Genomic DNA, 18042 nt, shown 5'->3' on the forward strand with positions numbered 1-18042 from the left:
CCACCGCGGCGCCTCCCGCGCCGCTCCCTCCCCGCCCGGACGTCGTCCCTGCCACACCCGGAGGTGTCACCCATGAACAGACAGCATCCATGCATCGTGGATCTGAGCGAGACAGAACCCAACCGCAGACGCGGAGGCGACCTGCGGGCCATGCTCACTCCCGCCACGGTGGGTTCCACCAGCGGCTTCATGGGGCTGGCCATCGTCCAGCCCGGCGAGCGCATCGGCGAGCACTACCACCCGTACTCCGAGGAGTTCGTGTACGTCGTCGCCGGCGCTCTCGAAGTGGATCTGGACGGCGAGACGCACGCCCTCAGGCCCGACCAGGGCCTCCTGATCCCGATCGACGTGCGGCACCGCTTCCGCAACGTCGGTGACGTGGAGGCCCGCATGGTCTTCCACCTGGGACCGCTCGCCCCGCGCCCCAGCCTCGGCCACGTCGACACGGAGGTGACCGAAACCGCCGTACCCGGCACGGAGTTCGCCGTCGGCGGGCCGGACCGGCTCGCTCCGGACCACGGACAGCCGTCCGAGCGAAGCGAGGCCATACGGTGACCCGGCGGGTGGCTGTCACCGGTATCGGTGTGGTCGCTCCCGGCGGTACCGGGGCGACGGCGTTCTGGGACCTTCTCGCCGGCGGCCGTACCGCGACCCGCGGCATCACGCTGTTCGATCCGGCGGGCCTGCGCTCGCGCATCGCCGCCGAGTGCGACTTCGACCCGTCGGCGCACGGCCTGGACCCGGCGCTGAGCCAACACGCGGACCGCTACATCCAGTTCGCCATGGTCGCCGCCGACGAAGCCGTACGGGACTCCGGACTCGACAGCGACCGGCAGGACCCCTGGCGCGTCGCGGTCTCCCTGGGCAGCGCCGTCGGCGGCACCACCCGTCTGGAACAGGACTACGTCAAGGTCAGCGCGGGCGGCCGGCGGTGGGATGTCGACCACCGCGCGGCCGACCCGCAGCTGCACCGGGCGTTCTCGCCGAGCACCCTCGCCTCGGTCGTCGCCGAGCAGTTCGGCGCCCAGGGCCCGGTGCAGACCGTCTCCACGGGCTGCACCTCCGGGATCGACGCGGTCGGCTACGCCTTCCACACCATCGAGGAGGGCCGGGCCGACGTCTGCATCGCCGGGGCGGCGGACTCGCCGATATCGCCGATCACCATGGCCTGCTTCGACGCCATCAAGGCGACCTCCGACAACAACGACGACCCCGAACACGCCTCCCGTCCCTTCGACGCCCACCGCAACGGCTTCGTGATGGGCGAGGGCGCGGCCGTGCTCGTCCTGGAGGAGTACGAGCATGCCCGGGCCCGTGGCGCGCACGTGTACTGCGAGATCGGTGGCTACGCCACCTACGGCAACGCCTACCACATGACCGGTCTGACCAGCGAGGGACTGGAGATGGCCCGGGCGATCGACACCACGCTCGACCAGGCCCGTCTCGACCCCACGATGATCGACTACGTCAACGCGCACGGCTCGGGCACCAAACAGAACGACCGCCACGAGACCGCCGCGGTGAAACGGTCCCTGGGCGCCCACGCCTACGACACCCCCATGAGCTCCATCAAGTCCATGGTGGGCCACTCGCTCGGCGCGATCGGCGCGATCGAGGTCGTCGCCTGCGTCCTCGCCCTCAAGCACCAGGTCGTACCGCCGACAGCGAACTACGAGACCCCCGACCCCGAGTGCGACCTGGACTACGTGCCGCGCACCGCACGCCAACGGAAGCTGAGGAACGTGCTCTCCGTCGGCAGCGGGTTCGGCGGATTCCAGTCCGCCGTGCTCCTGACCGGGCCGGGCGGGAGGACCCGATGAGCAGTAAGCACACGCGCACCCTGCGCACTCCGCGCGCGGCCATCACCGGGATCGGTGTGATCGCGCCCAACGGCCTGCGGGCCGACTCCTACTGGAAGGCCGTCAGCGAAGGTCTCGTCGTGCTGGACAAGATCACCCGGGAGGGCTGCGAGAACCAGCCGCTCCGGGTCGCGGGCGAGGTCCGCGGCTTCGACGCCGCCGGCCTCATCGAGGAGCGTTTCCTCGTCCAGACCGACCGGTTCAGCCACTTCGCCATGGCCGCTGCCGCCCTCGCCCTCGACGACGCCGGAATAGGCCGCGGTGAACCCGCGGAACCGTTCTCCATCGGTGTGGTCACCGCCGCCGGGTCCGGCGGCGGCGAGTTCGGGCAGCGGGAACTCCAGAAACTGTGGAGCCAGGGCTCCCGGTACGTCGGCCCGTACCAGTCCATCGCCTGGTTCTATGCCGCCAGCACCGGCCAGATCTCCATCCGCAGCGGCCTCAAGGGGCCGTGCGGAGTGGTCGCGAGCGACGAGGCCGGCGGCCTGGACGCCGTCGCGCACGCCGCACGGGCCGTACGGCGCGGAACCGGCGCGATCGTCGTCGGAGCCGCCGAGGCACCCCTCGCCCCGTACTCGATGGTCTGCCAGCTCGGATACCCCGAACTCAGCACCGTCGAGGACCCGGCCCGCGCCTACCGCCCCTTCACCACGGGAGCCTGCGGATTCGTGCCCGCGGAGGGCGGCGCCATGCTCCTCGTCGAGGACGAGAACCGCGCCCGCGACCGGGGAGCGGCCGTCCGGGCCACCGTCGCCGGCCACGCCGCCACCTTCACCGGCGCCTCCCGCTGGGACCGGTCGAGAGAGGGACTCGCCCACGCGATCCGGGGCGCCCTCGACGAGGCCGGCTGCGCACCGGAGGAGATCGACGTCGTCTTCGCCGACGCCCTGGGCGTACCGGAGGCGGACCGCGCCGAGGCCGGGGCCATCGCCGACGCCCTCGGGGAGTACGGCGCCAAGGTCCCCGTCACGGCGCCCAAGACCGGCATCGGGCGCGCCTACTGCGGGGCGCCCGTGCTGGACATCGCGGCCGTGGTGCTCGCCATGGAGCACGGCCGGATCCCGCCCACGCCCAACGTGTTCGACATCTGCCACGACCTCGACCTGGTGATGTCCAACGCTCGCCCCGCCGAGCTGCGCACCGCCCTGGTTCTCAGCCGGGGACTCATGGGTTCCAACGCGGCGCTGGTAGTGCGCCGCGGAGACGACCGCGCCCGGTAGACCGGGCGGGAAGGAGAACACCCGCATGATCACCACCGAAGTGACCTACGACGAACTGGCCGTCCTGATCAAGAAGGGAGCCGGAGTCACCTTCGACCCCCGGGAGCTGGAACAGGCGTCGGACACCCCCTTCGGGGTCCTCGGCCTCGACTCGCTCGGTCTGCTCGGCATCGTCGGCGAGCTGGAGAACCAGTACGGCAAGTCCCTTCCCCCCGACTCGGAGCGTTGCAGGACGCCCCGCGAGTTCCTCGACCTCGTCAACAGCACCCTCAAGGCTGGAGCCTGAAGTGACAGGACACACCGAGAACAGCATCACCGTCGACGCCCCTCTCGACCTCGTCTGGGACATGACCAACGACATCGAGAACTGGCCGCGGCTCTTCACCGAGTACGCCTCCCTCGAAGTGCTCTCCCGCGAGGGCGACACGACGACCTTCCGCCTGACCATGCACCCGGACGACAACGGCAAGGTCTGGAGCTGGGTGTCGGAACGGACCGTGGACCGCGCCGCACGGACCGTCCGGGCCCGCAGGGTCGAGACGGGTCCCTTCGCCCACATGAACATCCTGTGGCAGTACACGGAGCTGCCCGGCGGCACCCAGATGCGCTGGACGCAGGACTTTGCGATGAAGCCCGACGCCCCGGTCGACGACGACTGGATGACGGACAACATCAACCGCAACTCCCGTACGCAGATGGCACTCATCCGCGACCGGATCGAACAGGCCGCCCGCGAGCGCGAGAACGCGTCCGCCCTGCCCCGCTGAGCTGTCGGGCCCTAGGGCCTGGACTCAGGAAGGACACCCATGCACCACGCCCTGATCGTCGCCCGCATGGCGCCCGGATCGGCGCCGGCGATCGCCGACCTGTTCGCCGCCTCCGACCGCGGTGAACTCCCGCACCTCGTCGGTGTCACCCGTCGCAGCCTCTTCCAGTACGGCGACGTGTACCTGCACTTCATCGAGGCCGAGCAGGACCCGGCGCCCGCCATCGCGAAGGTGGCCGGACACCCCGAGTTCCTGAGCGTCAGCGACAAACTGTCGGCGTACGTCACCGCGTACGACCCGCAGACCTGGCGCAGCCCCAAGGACGCCATGGCGCACCGCTTCTACAGCTGGGAGCGGGACGGCGTCTCCTGAGAAGGACCCCGAGAAATCCGGAGAAAACCCCGAGGCCGGTACCGCGACTGCGGTACCGGCCTCGGGGTTTCGTCCGCCGGGAGGAGTCAGCCGGGGACGGTGCACTCGAAGGCGTGCAGGTACGCGTTGACCGGGCGGATCTCGCCGATCACCAGACCCGCGTCGGTCAGCCGGTCGACCATGCTCTGCCGGGTGTGCTTCGCACCACCGACGTTGAGGAGCAGCAGCAGGTCCATGGCCGTCGTGAACCCCATCGACGGGGTGTCGTCCACGAGGTTCTCGATCACGACGACCCGCGCACCGGGCCGCGCCGCCTTCCGCACGTTCGCCAGCGCCCTGCGGGTGCTGTCGTCGTCCCACTCCAGGATGTTCTTGATGATGTACACATCCGCCTGTACGGGGATGTCCTGCCGGCAGTCCCCGGCCACGATGCTCACCCGCTCGGCCAGTGAACCTCCGTCGCGCAGCCGTGGGTCGGCGTTCTCCACCACGCCCGGCAGGTCGAGCAGCGTGCCGTGCATCGCGGGATGCTTCTCCAGCAGACCGGCCACGACCCGGCCCTGGCCGCCGCCGATGTCCGCGACCGAGGACACCCCGGTCAGGTCCAGCAGGTTCGCGACGTCCCGCGCCGACTGCTCGCTGGACGTCGTCATGGCCCGGTTGAACACGTACGCGGACTCGGGGGCCTCCTCGTTGAGATACGAGAAGAACTCCCTGTCGTACATGTCCTCGAAGACGTTGCGGCCGGAGCGCACCGCCTCGTCGAGCTTCGGCCAGACGTTCCACGTCCACGGCTCGGTGCACCACAGGGCGATGTACCGCAGGCTGTGCGGATCGTCCTCGCGCAGCAGCCGGGACATCTCCGTGTGGACGAAGGTGCCGTCGGGGCGCTCCGCGAAGACGCCCTGGCAGGACAGCGCGCGCAGCAGCCGCCGCAGGGTCCCTGGCTGGGTCTTCACGGCCGCCGCCAGGTCGTCGACGGTCGTGGGTGTGTCGGCCAGGGCGTCCGCGACGCCCAGGCGGGCGGCGGCGCGTACGGCGGCGGCGACGGCCGCCCCGAAAACGAGCTCCCTCAGCCGCATGGGCGCCGGGGGAGCGGGGGGAGTGGGGGGAGCCGGATCAACGGTCGTCATGTGTGGCCTCGCCTCTGTTCGTCGTGGCGTGCGGGGGGCTCGGGAGCGGTCGGTCAGCACAGTCCGGCGGGTTCGGAGACCCCGCATTTGTTGTCGCGGAAGGTGTTGCCCTGGCCGCCGGTGTCCCGGTTGGCGAGATCGGCCGTGCTGTTGCGCAGCACCACGTTGTCGCGGATCTCGTTGCTCGCGTTGGGGGCGCCCACGAAGCTCTTGAACAGCACGATGCCGCCCGACAGCGGGGAGGTGCCCACGTTGTCCTCGACCCTGTTCTTCGTCACCAGCGTCTTCTCGGTGCCGGTGAGGACGATGCCCGAGCCCTGGAGGAAGGGCAGCCGGGGGGTCTTCGGACACAGTTTGTTGTTGGCGTGGATGTGGTTGCGGCGGACGGTCATCGCCCCGGCGCGCGGCTGGCCCTCGTCGCCCACGACGAACACGGCGGCGCAGTTCCCGGTCGCCTCGTTGCGTTCGACGGTCAGGTTCCGCAGCCGCCTCACGGTGACGCCGATCCGGTTGCCGACCAGCCGGTTGTGGCTGATCACCGTGCCCTTGGAGTCCTGGGCCCCGTCCTCCCGGTCGACGGTGTTGGCCACGAAGAGCCCTGCGTCGCCGTTGCGCTCGGCGGTGTTACGGCTGAACACGCCGCGTACGGATCTCTCCTGGGCGATGCCCCACTGGCCGTTCTTCTCGGCGGTCACGCGGTGGACCGTCAGTCCGTCGGTCCACGTGGCCCACAGGCCGTTCTTGGCGAAGCCCCGCAGCGTCAGCGAGCGCAGGGTGACGCCCTTGACGGGGCTGCTCCGGGTACCGATCACACAGATGCCGTTGCCTGCCGTGGCACAGGTGCTGTCGGCGGTGGCCGGGCCGGGCACGATGACGGTGGGCCGGGTGCCGGAGCCCCGCAGGGTCAGGTCCGACACGGTGATGCGGACGCTCTCGTGGTAGGTGCCGGGGGAGAGGGCCACGGTGTCCCCCGGCCGGGCGGCGTTCACAGCCCGCTGGATCGATTCGCCGGGCTGTACCCGGTGTACCTGGTGTGCCGTGCGGTGGTCCGCCGGCGCGGCGGCACCCAGCCCCGACGCCACGACTGCTGCGGTACATACGAGGTGGGTGATCTGTCGTCTGGTCATAAACCGAAGCTAGGAGCGGGTGTTCCGGCTCGCCACTGCTGATCACCCAGGCGGGCCCCCTGTCGGGGGCCGGTGGTTCAGACGAGGTGGGCGAAGACGACCAGGTTCTCGGTGTAGTCCTTCGCCGCGTGGTCGTAGTCACCGGCGCAGGTGATCAGCCGTACCAGTGCCTGCGGGGTGTCGGCGTACACACGTTGGTCGGGGAAGTCGTCCTTCGCGAATGTCTCGACGCTGTCGACCACGAAGACGGCCATGCGCCGGTCCGACCGCTTGACGGCGAAGCGGTCCCCCTTGTCCAGCTCGCTCAGTTCCGCGAACACCGCGGGGGCGGTCGCCGTGTCGACGTGCCCGGCGATGATCGAGGTGCCCGCCTCGCCCGGGGAGATGCCGTCGGCCTGCCAGCCGACCAGGTTCACGTCGTCGGCGGGCGGGGGTTCGAGCTGCCCCGAGTCGTTGATGGCGAGGCCGGTGAAGGGGGCGTCCACCGAGATGTCGGGGATGATCAGCCGGGTGGGCCTGGCCCGCGGAAGGTGCTTTCCGGCCGGCGTCGCGGCGGAGGGGGACGGTGGTGCGGCCGACTGCGACGGTGCGTGCGCCGCCACGGCGCGTGGCGCGCGGGCATCGTCGGACGGCTCGTCATGACCGGTGAAAAGGATCAGTGCCGGGACCAGGATCACCACGGACCAGGCGATCAGTCGGACGACGGGGCGGGAGCCCGGCCTGGACGGCGCGGACTCGGTGTCGACAGGGGAAGGCAACCGGGCTGCCATCGGGAAACCACCTCACAGGAACACGGCCGAGCGCGAACAGCGCCCACAGGAATCAGCGCAGCGGAGAGCAGAAGAAAGCCGGGGGAGCGCAGGGGAGCGCAGGGGAGAACAGGGGAGAACCGGCCGGGCCGCCGCAGTGTGCACAGGCGGATGTGCACACGCGGCGGCCCCGGCTGCTATGACAGGCATCGGTCAGGACACCCCGTCGGCCGCGTTCCTGCGGCGCATCGTGTACGCGCCCACGCCGACGACCGCCAGGGCCGCCAGCCCGCCGGCCGTGACACCCGGGGCCGCGAGCGCGCCGCCACCGGTGTGCATGCCACCGCTGGGCTTCTCGTGCTTGGAACCCCAGCCGCCCTTGCCGCCCTGCTCCTCCTTGTCGGCCTCCCAGTCCTTCTTGCTGCTCTCGTCCTTGGTCCAGTCGTCCGCGTTCACCGAGGTGAGGGCGCCGCCACCGGTGTGCATTCCACCGTTCGGCTTGTCGTGCTTGGAGCCCCAGCCGCCCTTGCCGCCCTGCTCCTCCTTGTCGGCCTCCCAGTCCTTCTTGCTGCTCTCGTCCTTCGCCTCGTCCTTGGTCTCGTCCTTGGCCCAGTCGTCCGCGTTCACCGAGGTGAGGGCACCGCCACCCGTGTGCATTCCACCGTTCGGCTTGTCGTGCTTGCTGTCCTTGTCGTGCTCCTTGCTGTAGGAAGAGTCACCGTTGTCCCAGTCGCCACCGTCGGCTGCGAAGGCGCCAGGGGCGGCGATCGCGAGAGCGGCCGTGGCCGTCGCGGTAGCGAGGAGCAGGCGGGCAGAGCGCATGGTCGAAGTCCTTCCGCCGCGGCTGGGGCGCTGACGTGATGTCAGCTGAGGGTTCCCGGCCCCGACGTGATCCACCGTCAGCCAGACCAGCCCGACGCACCACTCGAGCCGCCCACCCGGCTGACCCGCACGGCGGTACCCCATCCGGCGTCCGACCGCGCCCGAGGGCGAGCAACAGGGCCCTGACCAGGCATTTGATCGGCTGATCGGCAGTCACTTCCCGGCCTGCGCCGCGCCGTACGCACAACCCGATCGGCGGCGACACGACTGCGCGGCTCACTCCGCCCGGAGCGCCTCGATCACCTGCCCGAACGACTCCATGCAGGGCTCCAGGACGGTGATGTAGGTGAACCCGTACCGCTCCCGTGCCGCCCGCAGCTGCCCGGTGATCTGCTCCAGGGTGCCGACCAGGACGATCGGCAGCTCCAGGGCCTGATCCTCGGTCAGCTGCGGCTGGCGGGACAGAAGGGGCTGGAGCGCGGCCCCGGGATCGTCCGTGACGGCGACCAGTTGCACCAGCAGGTTCAGCTCGGCGGGCTCGGGGCGGCCGACGGCCAGCCGGTGGTAGGCCGCCACTCGCTCGTCCAGTTCCTCCGACGTGAGCGGCTCCACCTTCCCCGTCGTACTGCCCGGCACCAGGCGCCCTCCGGTGAAGGCCGCGATGTCGGCGTGCTCGGCGGTGAGCCGCAGCATCCGGTCGCCGTTGGCGCCGATGAGGAGGGGAACCCGCTTCTGCGCGGGCTGCGGCATATGGGTCCCTTCGCTCGAGCGAAGCCGAGAGTGGGGGAGGTCGTCCGAGCCGAGCAGGTGGTCCAACTCCTCGACCGTACGCAGCAGATGGTCGACACGTTCGCGCGGCGAACCGTACGGCAGGCCCGCCGTGTCGTGCTCCGCGCGTACGTAGCCGGTGCCGAGCCCGAGTTCGAGGCGCCCGCCGGTCAGGGCGTCCGTGGTGGCGACCTCACGGGCCAGCAGGGTGGGGTTCCAGAAACCCGCGTTGAGCACGAATGTGCCCAGGCGGGGCCGTTCGGTCGCGTCGGCCGCCGCGACCAGGGCGGGGAACGGGGCGACCATGCCGAGATGGTCGGGGACCAGGATCACGTCGTAGCCGAGTTCCTCGGCCCGGCGGCACTTGGCACGCCACTCCTCGGCGGGCGCGGGCACCAGCAGGTTGACACCGAAACGGAATGGACGCGGCATGAACTCTCCTCACCAGAAGGGGACTTGAGGCCACCTGCCCAGGCAGCGGACGACAACACGTGCCCGTCGCCGCGATCCCAGGACGGGGTCCCCTCACTCGTGGGCGATCGCCGCCAGCACGTTCATCCGGGAGGCGCGCAACGCGGGCAGCAGCGCCGCCACGATGCCGACCACCGCCGAGCCCACGGCCACCGCGACGATCGTGCCCCAGGGAATCGCCAGCGCCTCCATGCCCTGCAGCGCCAGCACCCGCTGGATGCACACACTCCACACCAGCGCCAGCCCGAGCCCGAGCACCGCGCCGAACACGGCGATCACCACCGACTCCAGCCGGATCATCCGGTGCAGCTGCCGCCGGGAGAGTCCGATGGCCCGCAGCAGCCCGATCTCGCGGGTGCGCTCCACGACCGACAGAGCGAGGGTGTTGACCACGCCGAGCACCGCGATGACGATCGCGAGGCCCAGCAGCGCGTACACGAGGTAGAGCAGCACCGAGATCTGGTTGCGGATCAGTTCCTTGTAGTCGGCTTGGTCACGCACCTTCACCTGCGGATACGGGTCGAGCGTCCGCTCCAGCGCGGGGCGCAGCTGGTCCGCGCTCGTGCCGCCGGTGGCGTTGACGTACAGCGCGGAATCCTGGCCGCCGGGCACGTACTTCTCGGCGACGGCGATCCCGAAGTAGATCCCGCCCTGTGTCCCGAATCCGTCGGCGCTGTCCTGGTAGGTGAGGGCGCCGACCGTCAGCTCGGTCCGTCCCCCGGCCGGGAACTCCACCGGTGGCACACTGCCGACGCGTACATCCCCCACCTTTCCGAAACACCTCAGAGCGCGCGCAGCACCCTCATACAGGGCCGCGATCACCTTGTCCTGCACACCGACGGGAGGCGCCGGATACATCGGCAGTGAGAAGATCTCGTCCGCCAGTTGCTCCGTCACGGGCAGTGATCTCTTGGTGTACTCCAGTCGTACGGCGCCCGGCCCGGCCAGCCCGCCTCGCCATCCCCCCTGACTACGGTGGGCCGATAGCCGAGATCGGCAAGGCGGGCGGCGGCGGCCGTGGTGAGGTGTTCGTCGAGATCGATCGTGACGACCCCCGCGTTGCCACTGACGAAACAGGCAACCTCCGCGCCAGGCGCGAAGCCCTCGTCGTGGCAGTCGTGGCAGTCGTGGCAGTCGTGGCAGTCGTGGCAGTCGTGGCAGTGGCGATCGCGATCGCCACGCTGCCGGTCCCGCACGACGTGTTCGCCGGTTCCTTCAGCATGGCGGACATGGCGATCCCGCAGATCGCCTTCTTCTACGGCGGCGCCGGCCTGTACCTCATGTACGCGCTCGGTGTCGCCGGCCGGTGGACTCGCCGCTGTGCCCGCATGTCGCTGCGCCCGCACGCCATGGGCTTGTGGATGGCCGTCATCGGCCTCGGCATGATGGCGCTGGTCTGCGCTGGTCTGCGCTGGTCTGCGCTGTTCGCGCGGTCTTCGTCGTCATCCGGTGGAGTGGTATGACCGTGCCGCAGCAGCTCGTGGCGGGTGTCGCGTTCCTTCTTGTGGTGTCCATCCTGCTGTTTCTTCGTGGGTGTCACCTATCCGGGGACCCGCTCGCGGGTCACGTCGGTGCGGCTCTGGCTGCGGCGTCGCTGTGACCACCGCCGGCTCGCTCCGCTGTGGCGACTGCTCGCCGAGGCCTATCCCTGAGGAAGCCGTGAAGGGCCCGGGCCGGATGGCCCGGGCCCTTCACGTGGCACGGGCGTGTGTCAGCGGCCGTCGAGGGTGAATCGGTAGAGCTTGTTGTTGTGGCCGCTCAGGCCCTCGCCCACATTGGATATGTAGTAGCCGGAGCCCCAGTACACACTGCCGTCGACCACGGCCGCCCCGCCGAAGACGGAGCCGCCGCTGGCGAAGTCCCACAGGATCTTGCCGGTTTCGGCGTCCAGGGCGTACATGTTGGTACCGCTGGGCGCCGACGAGCCCGCGTACATGACGCCGTTGGCACTGGACACGAAGGAGTCGTCCAGCCACTGGCCGTCTTTGCCCTGCGGGTCCGCGGTCTGCCACTCGATCTCGCCGGTGGCGGCGTCGAGCGACACGAAGAACCCACTGTTGATCGTGGTCTTGGTGCCGTCGGCGGCGGTGATGGTGTAGGGCAGGTGATCACCGTTGCCGATGCCGGCGAAGATGTGCTTTCCGTCGGTGGCGGTACCCCACAGGATGCCGCCCAGCGGACCGCCGGGGCCGGCCTGCGTCTCCCACACGACCTTGCCGGTGGCCGGTTCGAGGGCGTAGTAGACGCCGCTCTTCTGCCCCACGCCGAGCAGGTCGGTCGGCGTGCCGTCGATCACGGTGGTGTACAGGTTCGGAGCCGCGCCGAAGTCGAAGTCCGGTGCCTGGTTGGGCTGGTACATCATCCAGGTGTCGGCGGTCAGGGTGTGGTGGGCCCACTTGATCTTGCCGGTCTTCAGGTCCAGGGCGAGGACGCTGTCGAAGTGGTCGTCATCGGCCGGCGGGGTGCAGTCGGTCTGCTTGGGGTTGAGACAGACACCGGGGGGAGAGGTGTAGTTGTTGCCCGTGCCCACGAAGAGCAGGCCGGTCTTGTGGTCGACCACGGGCTGGCTGCCCCACACGGAGGCACCGGTGTAGCCCTCCGGGATGGTGTGGGTCTTCCACAGGATCTTTCCGGTCCGCGCGTCGATCGCCAGCACCGCGCCGCGGAACTTCGGCTTCTCCTGCAAGGTCGACGCCTTGGAGGACGTGCCCACGTAGATGATGCCGTTGTCCACGGTGGGGGAGGAGGTGATGACGGTCGTCGGGTCGGCGTCGACCTTGGTCTTCCAGCGCTTCTCGCCGGTCTTCGCATCGATGGAGATGACGTAGGCGCTCTTCATCTCGGGCGTCATCAGCGTACCGGTGCCGATGAACAGGTCGCCCTTCCAGTACGCGGGGCTGGTCCGGGATATGTCGCCGGCGATGCCGTCGTAACTGGTGATGGTGTTCGACCAGACCTCCTCGCCGCTGTCGGCGTCGAGGGCCCAGAGCTTGCCTCCCCAGTCAGGCACGTACACGGTGCCGTTGACGACGGTGGGGGTGGCGGAGACGTCTCCCGCGGTGGTGAAGGTCCACTTCGGCGCCAGTCGGCCCACGTTCCGCGGATTGATGGTGCGCTCGGTGGCGGCGTGGTGCGTGTTGTGGTTGTTCTGTCCTGCGCTGGCCCACTCGGGCTGCACGGGGACGCTTCTGGTCTGGGTGGGCTCGTCGCTGTTCGCGGCGGGGGCGCCGGTTGCCAGGGTGAGGGCAGCGCAGCCGACCGCCGCGACGACAAGGCGCCCCCACAGCTTCCGGCCCTGCGCGGGCCGCCTGTTCATACCGGATCTCATGGAGTGATTCCCTCATTCCCTCTTGTGCGGGGCAGCCGACCGGACGTCGGCCACACATGGTGTGGGCTGCGCGGCTAGTGCGTGGCCGCTGCCGTGGGGACGTCGATCCAGTCGTCGGTCCGTACGTCGATGACGCCGGCGGCGTCATCGACGCCGATGGCCCTTCCGGAGAGCTGCTGGAGGAAGTGACGCGCGGGCGCGTTGCGCCGGGTGGGCCGATAGGGCAGGCGCAGGGTGCGGCAGCCGGCCGCACGGGCCTGAGCGCTCAGCATCCGCAGCATCCGTGTCTCCACCCGGCGGTTGAGAACCCGGCAACTGAGCAGGAAGACCGGGACGTTCAGCACGTCGCCGTCGGCCTGTGCCAGGACGAGTCCGACCGTGCCGTAGTCGCCGAACACATCCTGGACCCGCACCATCCAGCCCCGGCCGCCACCGTCGAGCAACTGCCGCAGCCCCGGCACCGTGAAGGCGGTGCCCGCCAGGGTGAACTGCGTCGTACGGGTGGTGAGTTGGGCTGCGCGCTCCAGCACGGAGTCCGAAAGCTCCTCCATCGTGACCTCGATCGCGCAGCGGGCCAGGAACTCCTCATAGTCCGCAGCGGACCGCTCAAGGGCCCGGCGCTTCGGCTCGGTCTCGTACCAGTCGGCCCGCAACTGGTCCTCGTCGGTCACCGTGAGCTGGTCGAAGGCAGCCTCACGGGCCAGCTGACCCGGCGCCGCGTCGGCGTCCCGGGTCAGTTCCACCACGGCGACCTCGGGCAGTTGTGCGCGCACCGACGCGCATTCCACGGCATCGTCGTCCACGAAGACGAACGAGTTCAGCGCCAGCCCCAGCTCCTCGGAGAGCTCGTACAGGTACTGGGCTTTGGGCTGCCAGCCGATCCGGTGGGAGGTGACGTCCCGCATCGTGAGGACCATGTCCGGGTGCTCGGTGAACACGGCCTGGACATCGGCCTCCTCGTTGCGGCTGCACAGGCAGAGCAGTTTTCCCCGCCCGCGCTGGCCCAGCAGGAACTCCTGGACCATACGGTGCCCCGGGCCGATCTCCACCCCGAGCGGCCCGTCCTCGCCGCACACTCCGGCCCACAGGGTGTTGTCGCAGTCGAGCACCACGACCTTGCGGGGCCTGTTCCACGTCGTGGCGGCCATCCGCACCAGCCAGTCGGCCAGCGCGTCGAAGTACCCATCGGTGTACGGCAGATGAGCGATGCGGTCGGCGTACTCGTCGTGTGTCTCCGGCACGCCGTAGCGGTCGGTGAGGTCTTCCAGCGATATGAGGTGCATGCCGGGCAGCGGGCCGACGGCGTCGGTGATCCGCCGCGTGGCGGCGTCGATCCACTGTGCCCTGCCGGGGTTGGCGAGGGCCCCCGGCGACGGTGGGGTAAGGGCCACCAGCCAGGTCGCCGCGCTGCGGGCGGGCGCGCTGGACAGTACAGAGAGCAGCTCGTCCAGGAGCAGGTCGCCACGTGCGGGGTCAGTGGCACCCCGGCCCAGGTCCTCGACTCGCAGCAGCACGACGTTCACCCCGGCGTGGGTCAGGAGCACGCTGCCCGGGTCGAGCATCGGTTCCACGATCTGGCCGTACGATGCCGCCACCACCTCGCGGCCCGTGCCCTGCAGCAGCCGGGCCATCACGGCCCTGAGCCCGTCCGCGGTGAAGGACGTGGCGAGGGCGATCCCCGGATTCTTCGCGTCGCTCATCCGGGCCGGCCCTCCGCATGGGCGCGGACGGCCGCGGCGAGTTCGGTGGCGGTCGTGTCGTTCTTGAGCGCGTGCACGGGCAGCTCCACGCCCAGTTCACGCCACAGGCGCGACAGCACGCGCACGGCCCGCATCGAGTCCCCGCCCAGTGCGGCGAAGGGGACGTCCGGGGCGACGGTGTCCAGACCCAGTACCTCGCGGAACGTCTCCACCACCGTGCTTTCCGCCTGCTGGGCGGAGGCAGGAACTCGCGTTCGCTCGGAGGTCTCGTCGGGTGTGGCTTCCAGCTCGTTCGTTTCGGTCACGAGAACACCCTCGTTTCGGCCGTGATCGCAACGCATATGGCGGAAAAGGCGAAGCAATCCCCAACAGCCGTCACTCGACAGCCGGATCCCGAGCCTAGGGACCGCTCGCCGCGCGCCGCAACTTCGCTTGATACGACGGCCGTTCGCGCGGCGACGCGGAAAATGAACAGCCGGGGTCGGCAGGGGAGTTCGGGCCGCCGCGGCCATCACCACTCGCAATCACCCTGCCACTGCGGGTGCGTTATTATGCCGTCCGCAGTCACCGTCCCCTCCGGCTCGCCAGAAGGCAACGCGGACCAATCCAATCCCCCACTTCACCAACGCGTTGTGTGCCGAAGGCGGTTCCGGACGCCCCGGTTCCGGACGACGGTACGACCGCGCTACCGCCTGCACAGCCCCCGGACCGGCCACGACTCGTTGCAGCCAGCGCGCCCGGCGATCCACCGGTGCCGACCGAGCCGAAAAAGGAGAAAGCGTCATGCGCAAAAACGGGTTGGCCAGTCTTATCCCTTTCTACTTCATCATCCTGATTGACAACTTGAGTGTCAGTCTCATCATTCCTGTGCTGATTCCTATCTCCTACGATGCCCATGCCGGCATCATGAGCAGCGCGGGATCCGGTACTCGTGACGTGTTCTACGGAGTAGCCATCGGCAGCTATTCATTAGCCATGTTCTTCGGCGCTCCGCTGCTCGGCTCGCTGTCTGATCACTTCCGCCGCAAGAAAACCCTTGCGCTGTGCCTGACGGGGCTGGCGCTGGGCTATGCGCTGACCATCTGGGCGATGCTGGACCGGGACGTCTCCATGTTCGTCGCCGCACGGGTGATCAGCGGCCTCTTCTCCGGCAGCCTGCCGGTCGCCCAGGCGGCGATCCTCGATGTCACGCCGAAGGAGCGGCGGGTGAACTCCATCGGGCTGATCATGTTCTGCGTCTCGACCGGGTACGTGGTGGGTCCGCTCATCGGCGGATACCTCAGCGACTCCTCCCTGGTCTCCTGGTTCAACCTCAGGACCCCGTTCGTCTTCGTGGCCGGTGCCACAGTGCTGAACCTGCTGATCCTGCTCGCCGCCTACCGTGAGGCCCCGGCGCCCAAGCCGGCGGGGCGTATGGCCTTCCCCAACCCGGTGAAGCACCTGATGGAGTCCTTCGCCTTCCCCGGGGTCCGAGTGCTCTCCGCCACCCTGCTGTTCATGTCCCTGGGCTGGACCGCCTTCTTCCAGTTCATCGGCCTGTACCTGACGGCGAACGAGGGCTTCGACCAGCGCGGGGTCACCAACCTGATCTCGGTCGTCGGCGTGGGCCTCGCGGCTGCGTTCCTCTCGCTGGTGCCGCTGTCGATGAAGTACCTCAAGCCGCAGGTCGCGGTGGCCGGTTCGCTGGCCGGGATGACCGTGTGCATCGCCGGGACCGCGCTGACCGGCGCGATGTTCGCGCTCTACACCCTGTGCCTGGTGGGCGCGGTCACCTACGGGATCTCCTACAGCGGTCTGGTGGGCATGATGTCGGCGGCCGTGGACGACAGCCACCAAGGCTCCGTCATGGGCACGGCCGGTGCCATCGCGGCCCTCTCGGCGGGGCTGTCCGGCGTGGTCTTCGGCGCCATCGACGGGTCCAGCGCGGTTCCCATCTTCTCCGCGGCGGCCTTCGCCCTCCTCGCCTTTCTGGTTGTCGCCATGCGGGGCGTGGTCGGCGCCGGCTCCCGTGCGCAGGAGCAGGAGAGTGTGGACACGACCTCCACGGTCTGACGGGTCCGACGGCTGTTCACGGCAGGTCGGCCGGGACCGCATCGAGGGCGTCCTCGCAGATGAGGTGGGGGACTTCGCCGGTGGGCGTGGCGCGCAGCAGGCGGTGCACGAGCGCCGCCGCCACCGGTTCCACCGGCCCGGCCGTCTCCCGGGCGCTGGGGGAGTTCGTCTGCTCGGTCCACAGCATCCCCGGCCGCGCGAGGAGGAACGCCACGCCGGGGTGGTGCCGGGCGGCCCAGTGGACCAGGCCCTCGACGGCGGATTTTGCCGCGATGTAGTGCGGCCATTCGCGGGGTGGTTCGCGCAGGGCGGCCGAGGAGATCACCAGGCACCGGCCGTGCCCGGGCTCCAGGAGCCCCAGCAGCCCTGCCATGGGCGCGCTGACCAGCCGCAGTGAACCGGTCAGGAACTCGTCGATCCGTTCCAGGTCGGTGGGTGCCAGGCCCAGGGTGTGCAGCGGCGGGGCCGCGCTGCACACCAGGAAGTCGAGTCGGCCGTGCTCGTGCTCGATGCGGGAGCGCAGTTCGCTGCTCCATCGTGGGTCCGCGGCATCGCCGGGCACGGAGTGCAGTCGGCCCGGCAGCCGGTCACAGTCGGCCCGCAGGGAGTCCGGAAGAGCGCCTCGGTGCCCTACGAAGACCTCGCAGCCCTGCGACGCCAGGGCCAGGGACAGGGCCGCCCCCAACCCGCGGCTGCCGCCGACGACGACGGCCGATGTGCCCCGCAGCCGGGTGGACGGACTCAGGTGTGTGCTCATCGTGGCCGACGTGGCCGGGGGAACGGGAGCGCGTACTATCGCCTCGATCTCGGCCTCGGCGACGACCACGCCGTCCGCCGTGATCTCCCCGCCGATCGATACCAGCCCGAAGCGGTGGTCGATGTGGACTACGCGGGCGGTGTACGACAGTCGCGTGGGGCCCGTCGCGGCGACTGGGAAGAACTGCAGCGCCACCCTGCCGAGCAGGCAGTTCTCCCCCGGCAGGCGCATCCCGGCCACGTAGCTGGACCACAGCAGGCAGGCCAGTGGCGTCCGCCCGAGCAGCCTGGAGGCGGCCGGGAAACGCGCGCGCAGCGCATCGATCCCGTCCGGGCCGTACTCTCCGGACACCGTGGTGCCCGCGGGCAGATCCGCGGTCGTGTGCAGCGACGCGGACCGCGCCGACGGCGCGGGAAGCGGATCCAGGTCCGGTGGGATGCCCGGGCGGACCCGTACGGTCAGGCAGTTCCGGTCCCCGTCGAGCAGCCGGTGACCGGAGCCGGTCCTGGCCCCGGCCAGTGTCTTGGAGCGGTATCGCACCCCGGGGAACACGGGGTTGCCGAAGTCGGCCTCGACGGCTGTCACTCCCGCTGTGTCCGGCGCCTGTTCGTCCAGCGTCGCCAGTACCGCGAGGACGCCATGCGCGACGGTCCGGCCGAAGGGTGTGCGGCGGGCGTGGTCGGGCGAGCAGTGCAGCGCGTTCCGGTCCCCGCTGACCTGTGCGAACAGCGCCACGTCGTCTTGCGAAAGGAGCACGTGTGTACCTCCGATGAGCGACCTCGAATGGGCGCTGCGGGACAGTGCGCGGCCGGGCCGTCACCGTAACGCGGGTGCCCTTGAGACACCGAGGCGGCTTTTCCGCAAGGCCTCCAGGACACCGCCACCGTGAGTGTTCAACTGCGGTACAAAGCCGGTTG

18 protein-coding genes and 1 pseudogene are annotated in these 18042 nt (G+C 69.9%); 8 read left to right on the top strand and 11 right to left on the bottom strand.

Going from position 1 to position 18042, the window contains the following annotated elements:
* Positions 1-72 precede the first annotated feature (72 nt).
* From ACH4TV_RS31085 to ACH4TV_RS31110, 6 genes are read left to right on the top strand one after another with little or no spacing between them, the layout of a single operon-like run.
* Entirely contained in the window at positions 73-555 is a 483-nt protein-coding gene (locus ACH4TV_RS31085; RefSeq protein WP_398403919.1) for a cupin domain-containing protein, read from the top strand.
* Complete coding sequence (locus tag ACH4TV_RS31090) at positions 552-1820, top strand: beta-ketoacyl-[acyl-carrier-protein] synthase family protein (RefSeq protein WP_398403921.1); 1269 nt, start codon at positions 552-554, stop codon at positions 1818-1820. Before ACH4TV_RS31085 ends, ACH4TV_RS31090 begins: the two co-directional genes overlap by 4 nt.
* Positions 1817-3079, top strand: a complete 1263-nt coding sequence (locus ACH4TV_RS31095; RefSeq protein ID WP_398403923.1) for a ketosynthase chain-length factor — start codon at positions 1817-1819, stop codon at positions 3077-3079. Before ACH4TV_RS31090 ends, ACH4TV_RS31095 begins: the two co-directional genes overlap by 4 nt.
* 25 nt (positions 3080-3104) lie before the next feature.
* Positions 3105-3365, top strand: a complete 261-nt coding sequence (locus ACH4TV_RS31100; protein ID WP_398403925.1) for a phosphopantetheine-binding protein — start codon at positions 3105-3107, stop codon at positions 3363-3365.
* Between the two features lies 1 nt (position 3366).
* Positions 3367-3846, top strand: a complete 480-nt coding sequence (locus ACH4TV_RS31105) for an SRPBCC family protein (RefSeq protein ID WP_398403927.1) — start codon at positions 3367-3369, stop codon at positions 3844-3846.
* A gap of 39 nt (positions 3847-3885) precedes the next feature.
* Positions 3886-4218 carry a TcmI family type II polyketide cyclase gene (locus ACH4TV_RS31110; protein WP_398403929.1) on the top strand — a complete coding sequence of 111 codons (333 nt, stop codon included), beginning with the start codon at positions 3886-3888 and terminating at the stop codon, positions 4216-4218.
* A gap of 86 nt (positions 4219-4304) precedes the next feature.
* Here ACH4TV_RS31110 and ACH4TV_RS31115 read toward each other — a convergent pair whose 3' ends face one another.
* The 7 genes and pseudogenes from ACH4TV_RS31115 to ACH4TV_RS31145 all read right to left on the bottom strand — a co-directional run bounded on the left by ACH4TV_RS31115 (position 4305) and on the right by ACH4TV_RS31145 (position 10331).
* Entirely contained in the window at positions 4305-5351 is a 1047-nt protein-coding gene (locus ACH4TV_RS31115; RefSeq protein ID WP_398403931.1) for a methyltransferase, read from the bottom strand.
* Between the two features lie 53 nt (positions 5352-5404).
* A complete protein-coding gene (locus ACH4TV_RS31120) occupies positions 5405-6478 on the bottom strand; it encodes a nitrous oxide reductase family maturation protein NosD (RefSeq protein ID WP_398403933.1) in 1074 nt (357 codons plus the stop codon).
* Positions 6479-6555: 77 nt separating this feature from the next.
* The gene (locus tag ACH4TV_RS31125; protein WP_398403935.1) at positions 6556-7248 is read right to left on the bottom strand and encodes a class F sortase; all 693 of its coding nucleotides are present in this window, start codon (positions 7246-7248) and stop codon (positions 6556-6558) included.
* 192 nt (positions 7249-7440) lie between these two features.
* Entirely contained in the window at positions 7441-8049 is a 609-nt protein-coding gene (locus tag ACH4TV_RS31130) for a hypothetical protein (RefSeq protein WP_398403937.1), read from the bottom strand.
* A 276-nt stretch (positions 8050-8325) separates the two neighbouring features.
* Entirely contained in the window at positions 8326-9249 is a 924-nt protein-coding gene (locus ACH4TV_RS31135; RefSeq protein WP_398403939.1) for an LLM class F420-dependent oxidoreductase, read from the bottom strand.
* Positions 9250-9342: 93 nt separating this feature from the next.
* A pseudogene (locus ACH4TV_RS31140) lies at positions 9343-10110 on the bottom strand (ABC transporter permease); the annotation flags it as partial.
* Between the two features lie 71 nt (positions 10111-10181).
* Positions 10182-10331, bottom strand: coding sequence for a hypothetical protein (locus ACH4TV_RS31145; RefSeq protein WP_398404065.1), 150 nt, complete (start codon positions 10329-10331; stop codon positions 10182-10184).
* Between ACH4TV_RS31145 and ACH4TV_RS31150 the strand changes: the two genes are divergently transcribed.
* Positions 10314-10751, top strand: coding sequence for a hypothetical protein (locus tag ACH4TV_RS31150; protein ID WP_398404069.1), 438 nt, complete (start codon positions 10314-10316; stop codon positions 10749-10751). The genes ACH4TV_RS31145 and ACH4TV_RS31150 overlap by 18 nt on opposite strands.
* A gap of 248 nt (positions 10752-10999) precedes the next feature.
* Here the strand turns inward: ACH4TV_RS31150 and ACH4TV_RS31155 are convergent, their stop codons facing one another.
* The 3 genes from ACH4TV_RS31155 to ACH4TV_RS31165 all read right to left on the bottom strand — a co-directional run bounded on the left by ACH4TV_RS31155 (position 11000) and on the right by ACH4TV_RS31165 (position 14621).
* A complete protein-coding gene (locus ACH4TV_RS31155) occupies positions 11000-12616 on the bottom strand; it encodes a PQQ-binding-like beta-propeller repeat protein (protein ID WP_398403941.1) in 1617 nt (538 codons plus the stop codon).
* A 74-nt stretch (positions 12617-12690) separates the two neighbouring features.
* On the bottom strand, positions 12691-14316 hold the full coding sequence (locus tag ACH4TV_RS31160) for an HAD-IIIC family phosphatase (RefSeq protein WP_398403943.1): 1626 nt from the start codon (positions 14314-14316) through the stop codon (positions 12691-12693).
* Positions 14313-14621: an acyl carrier protein gene (locus ACH4TV_RS31165; protein WP_398403945.1), complete on the bottom strand. Its 309-nt coding sequence runs from the start codon at positions 14619-14621 to the stop codon at positions 14313-14315. Before ACH4TV_RS31165 ends, ACH4TV_RS31160 begins: the two co-directional genes overlap by 4 nt.
* Positions 14622-15099: 478 nt before the next feature.
* On the opposite strand from ACH4TV_RS31165, the gene ACH4TV_RS31170 reads away from it, so the two are divergent.
* Complete coding sequence (locus ACH4TV_RS31170; protein WP_398403947.1) at positions 15100-16368, top strand: MFS transporter; 1269 nt, start codon at positions 15100-15102, stop codon at positions 16366-16368.
* 16 nt (positions 16369-16384) lie between these two features.
* Here the strand turns inward: ACH4TV_RS31170 and ACH4TV_RS31175 are convergent, their stop codons facing one another.
* On the bottom strand, positions 16385-17881 hold the full coding sequence (locus ACH4TV_RS31175; protein ID WP_398403949.1) for an SDR family NAD(P)-dependent oxidoreductase: 1497 nt from the start codon (positions 17879-17881) through the stop codon (positions 16385-16387).
* Positions 17882-18042 lie beyond the last annotated feature (161 nt).

Source organism: Streptomyces sp. NPDC020898 (assembly GCF_044333925.1).
Classification (GTDB): domain Bacteria; phylum Actinomycetota; class Actinomycetes; order Streptomycetales; family Streptomycetaceae; genus Streptomyces.

What these genes read in the sequence shown, in the direction of transcription:
- ACH4TV_RS31085 (WP_398403919.1), top strand. Translation starts at nt 73, where the DNA reads ATGAACAGACAGCATCCATGCATCGTGGATCTGAGCGAGACAGAACCC.
- ACH4TV_RS31095 (WP_398403923.1), top strand. Translation starts at nt 1,817, where the DNA reads ATGAGCAGTAAGCACACGCGCACCCTGCGCACTCCGCGCGCGGCCATC.
- ACH4TV_RS31100 (WP_398403925.1), top strand. Translation starts at nt 3,105, where the DNA reads ATGATCACCACCGAAGTGACCTACGACGAACTGGCCGTCCTGATCAAG.
- ACH4TV_RS31110 (WP_398403929.1), top strand. Translation starts at nt 3,886, where the DNA reads ATGCACCACGCCCTGATCGTCGCCCGCATGGCGCCCGGATCGGCGCCG.
- ACH4TV_RS31115 (WP_398403931.1), bottom strand. Translation starts at nt 5,351, where the DNA reads ATGACGACCGTTGATCCGGCTCCCCCCACTCCCCCCGCTCCCCCGGCG.
- ACH4TV_RS31120 (WP_398403933.1), bottom strand. Translation starts at nt 6,478, where the DNA reads ATGACCAGACGACAGATCACCCACCTCGTATGTACCGCAGCAGTCGTG.
- ACH4TV_RS31125 (WP_398403935.1), bottom strand. Translation starts at nt 7,248, where the DNA reads ATGGCAGCCCGGTTGCCTTCCCCTGTCGACACCGAGTCCGCGCCGTCC.
- ACH4TV_RS31130 (WP_398403937.1), bottom strand. Translation starts at nt 8,049, where the DNA reads ATGCGCTCTGCCCGCCTGCTCCTCGCTACCGCGACGGCCACGGCCGCT.
- ACH4TV_RS31135 (WP_398403939.1), bottom strand. Translation starts at nt 9,249, where the DNA reads ATGCCGCGTCCATTCCGTTTCGGTGTCAACCTGCTGGTGCCCGCGCCC.
- ACH4TV_RS31155 (WP_398403941.1), bottom strand. Translation starts at nt 12,616, where the DNA reads ATGAGATCCGGTATGAACAGGCGGCCCGCGCAGGGCCGGAAGCTGTGG.
- ACH4TV_RS31160 (WP_398403943.1), bottom strand. Translation starts at nt 14,316, where the DNA reads ATGAGCGACGCGAAGAATCCGGGGATCGCCCTCGCCACGTCCTTCACC.
- ACH4TV_RS31170 (WP_398403947.1), top strand. Translation starts at nt 15,100, where the DNA reads ATGCGCAAAAACGGGTTGGCCAGTCTTATCCCTTTCTACTTCATCATC.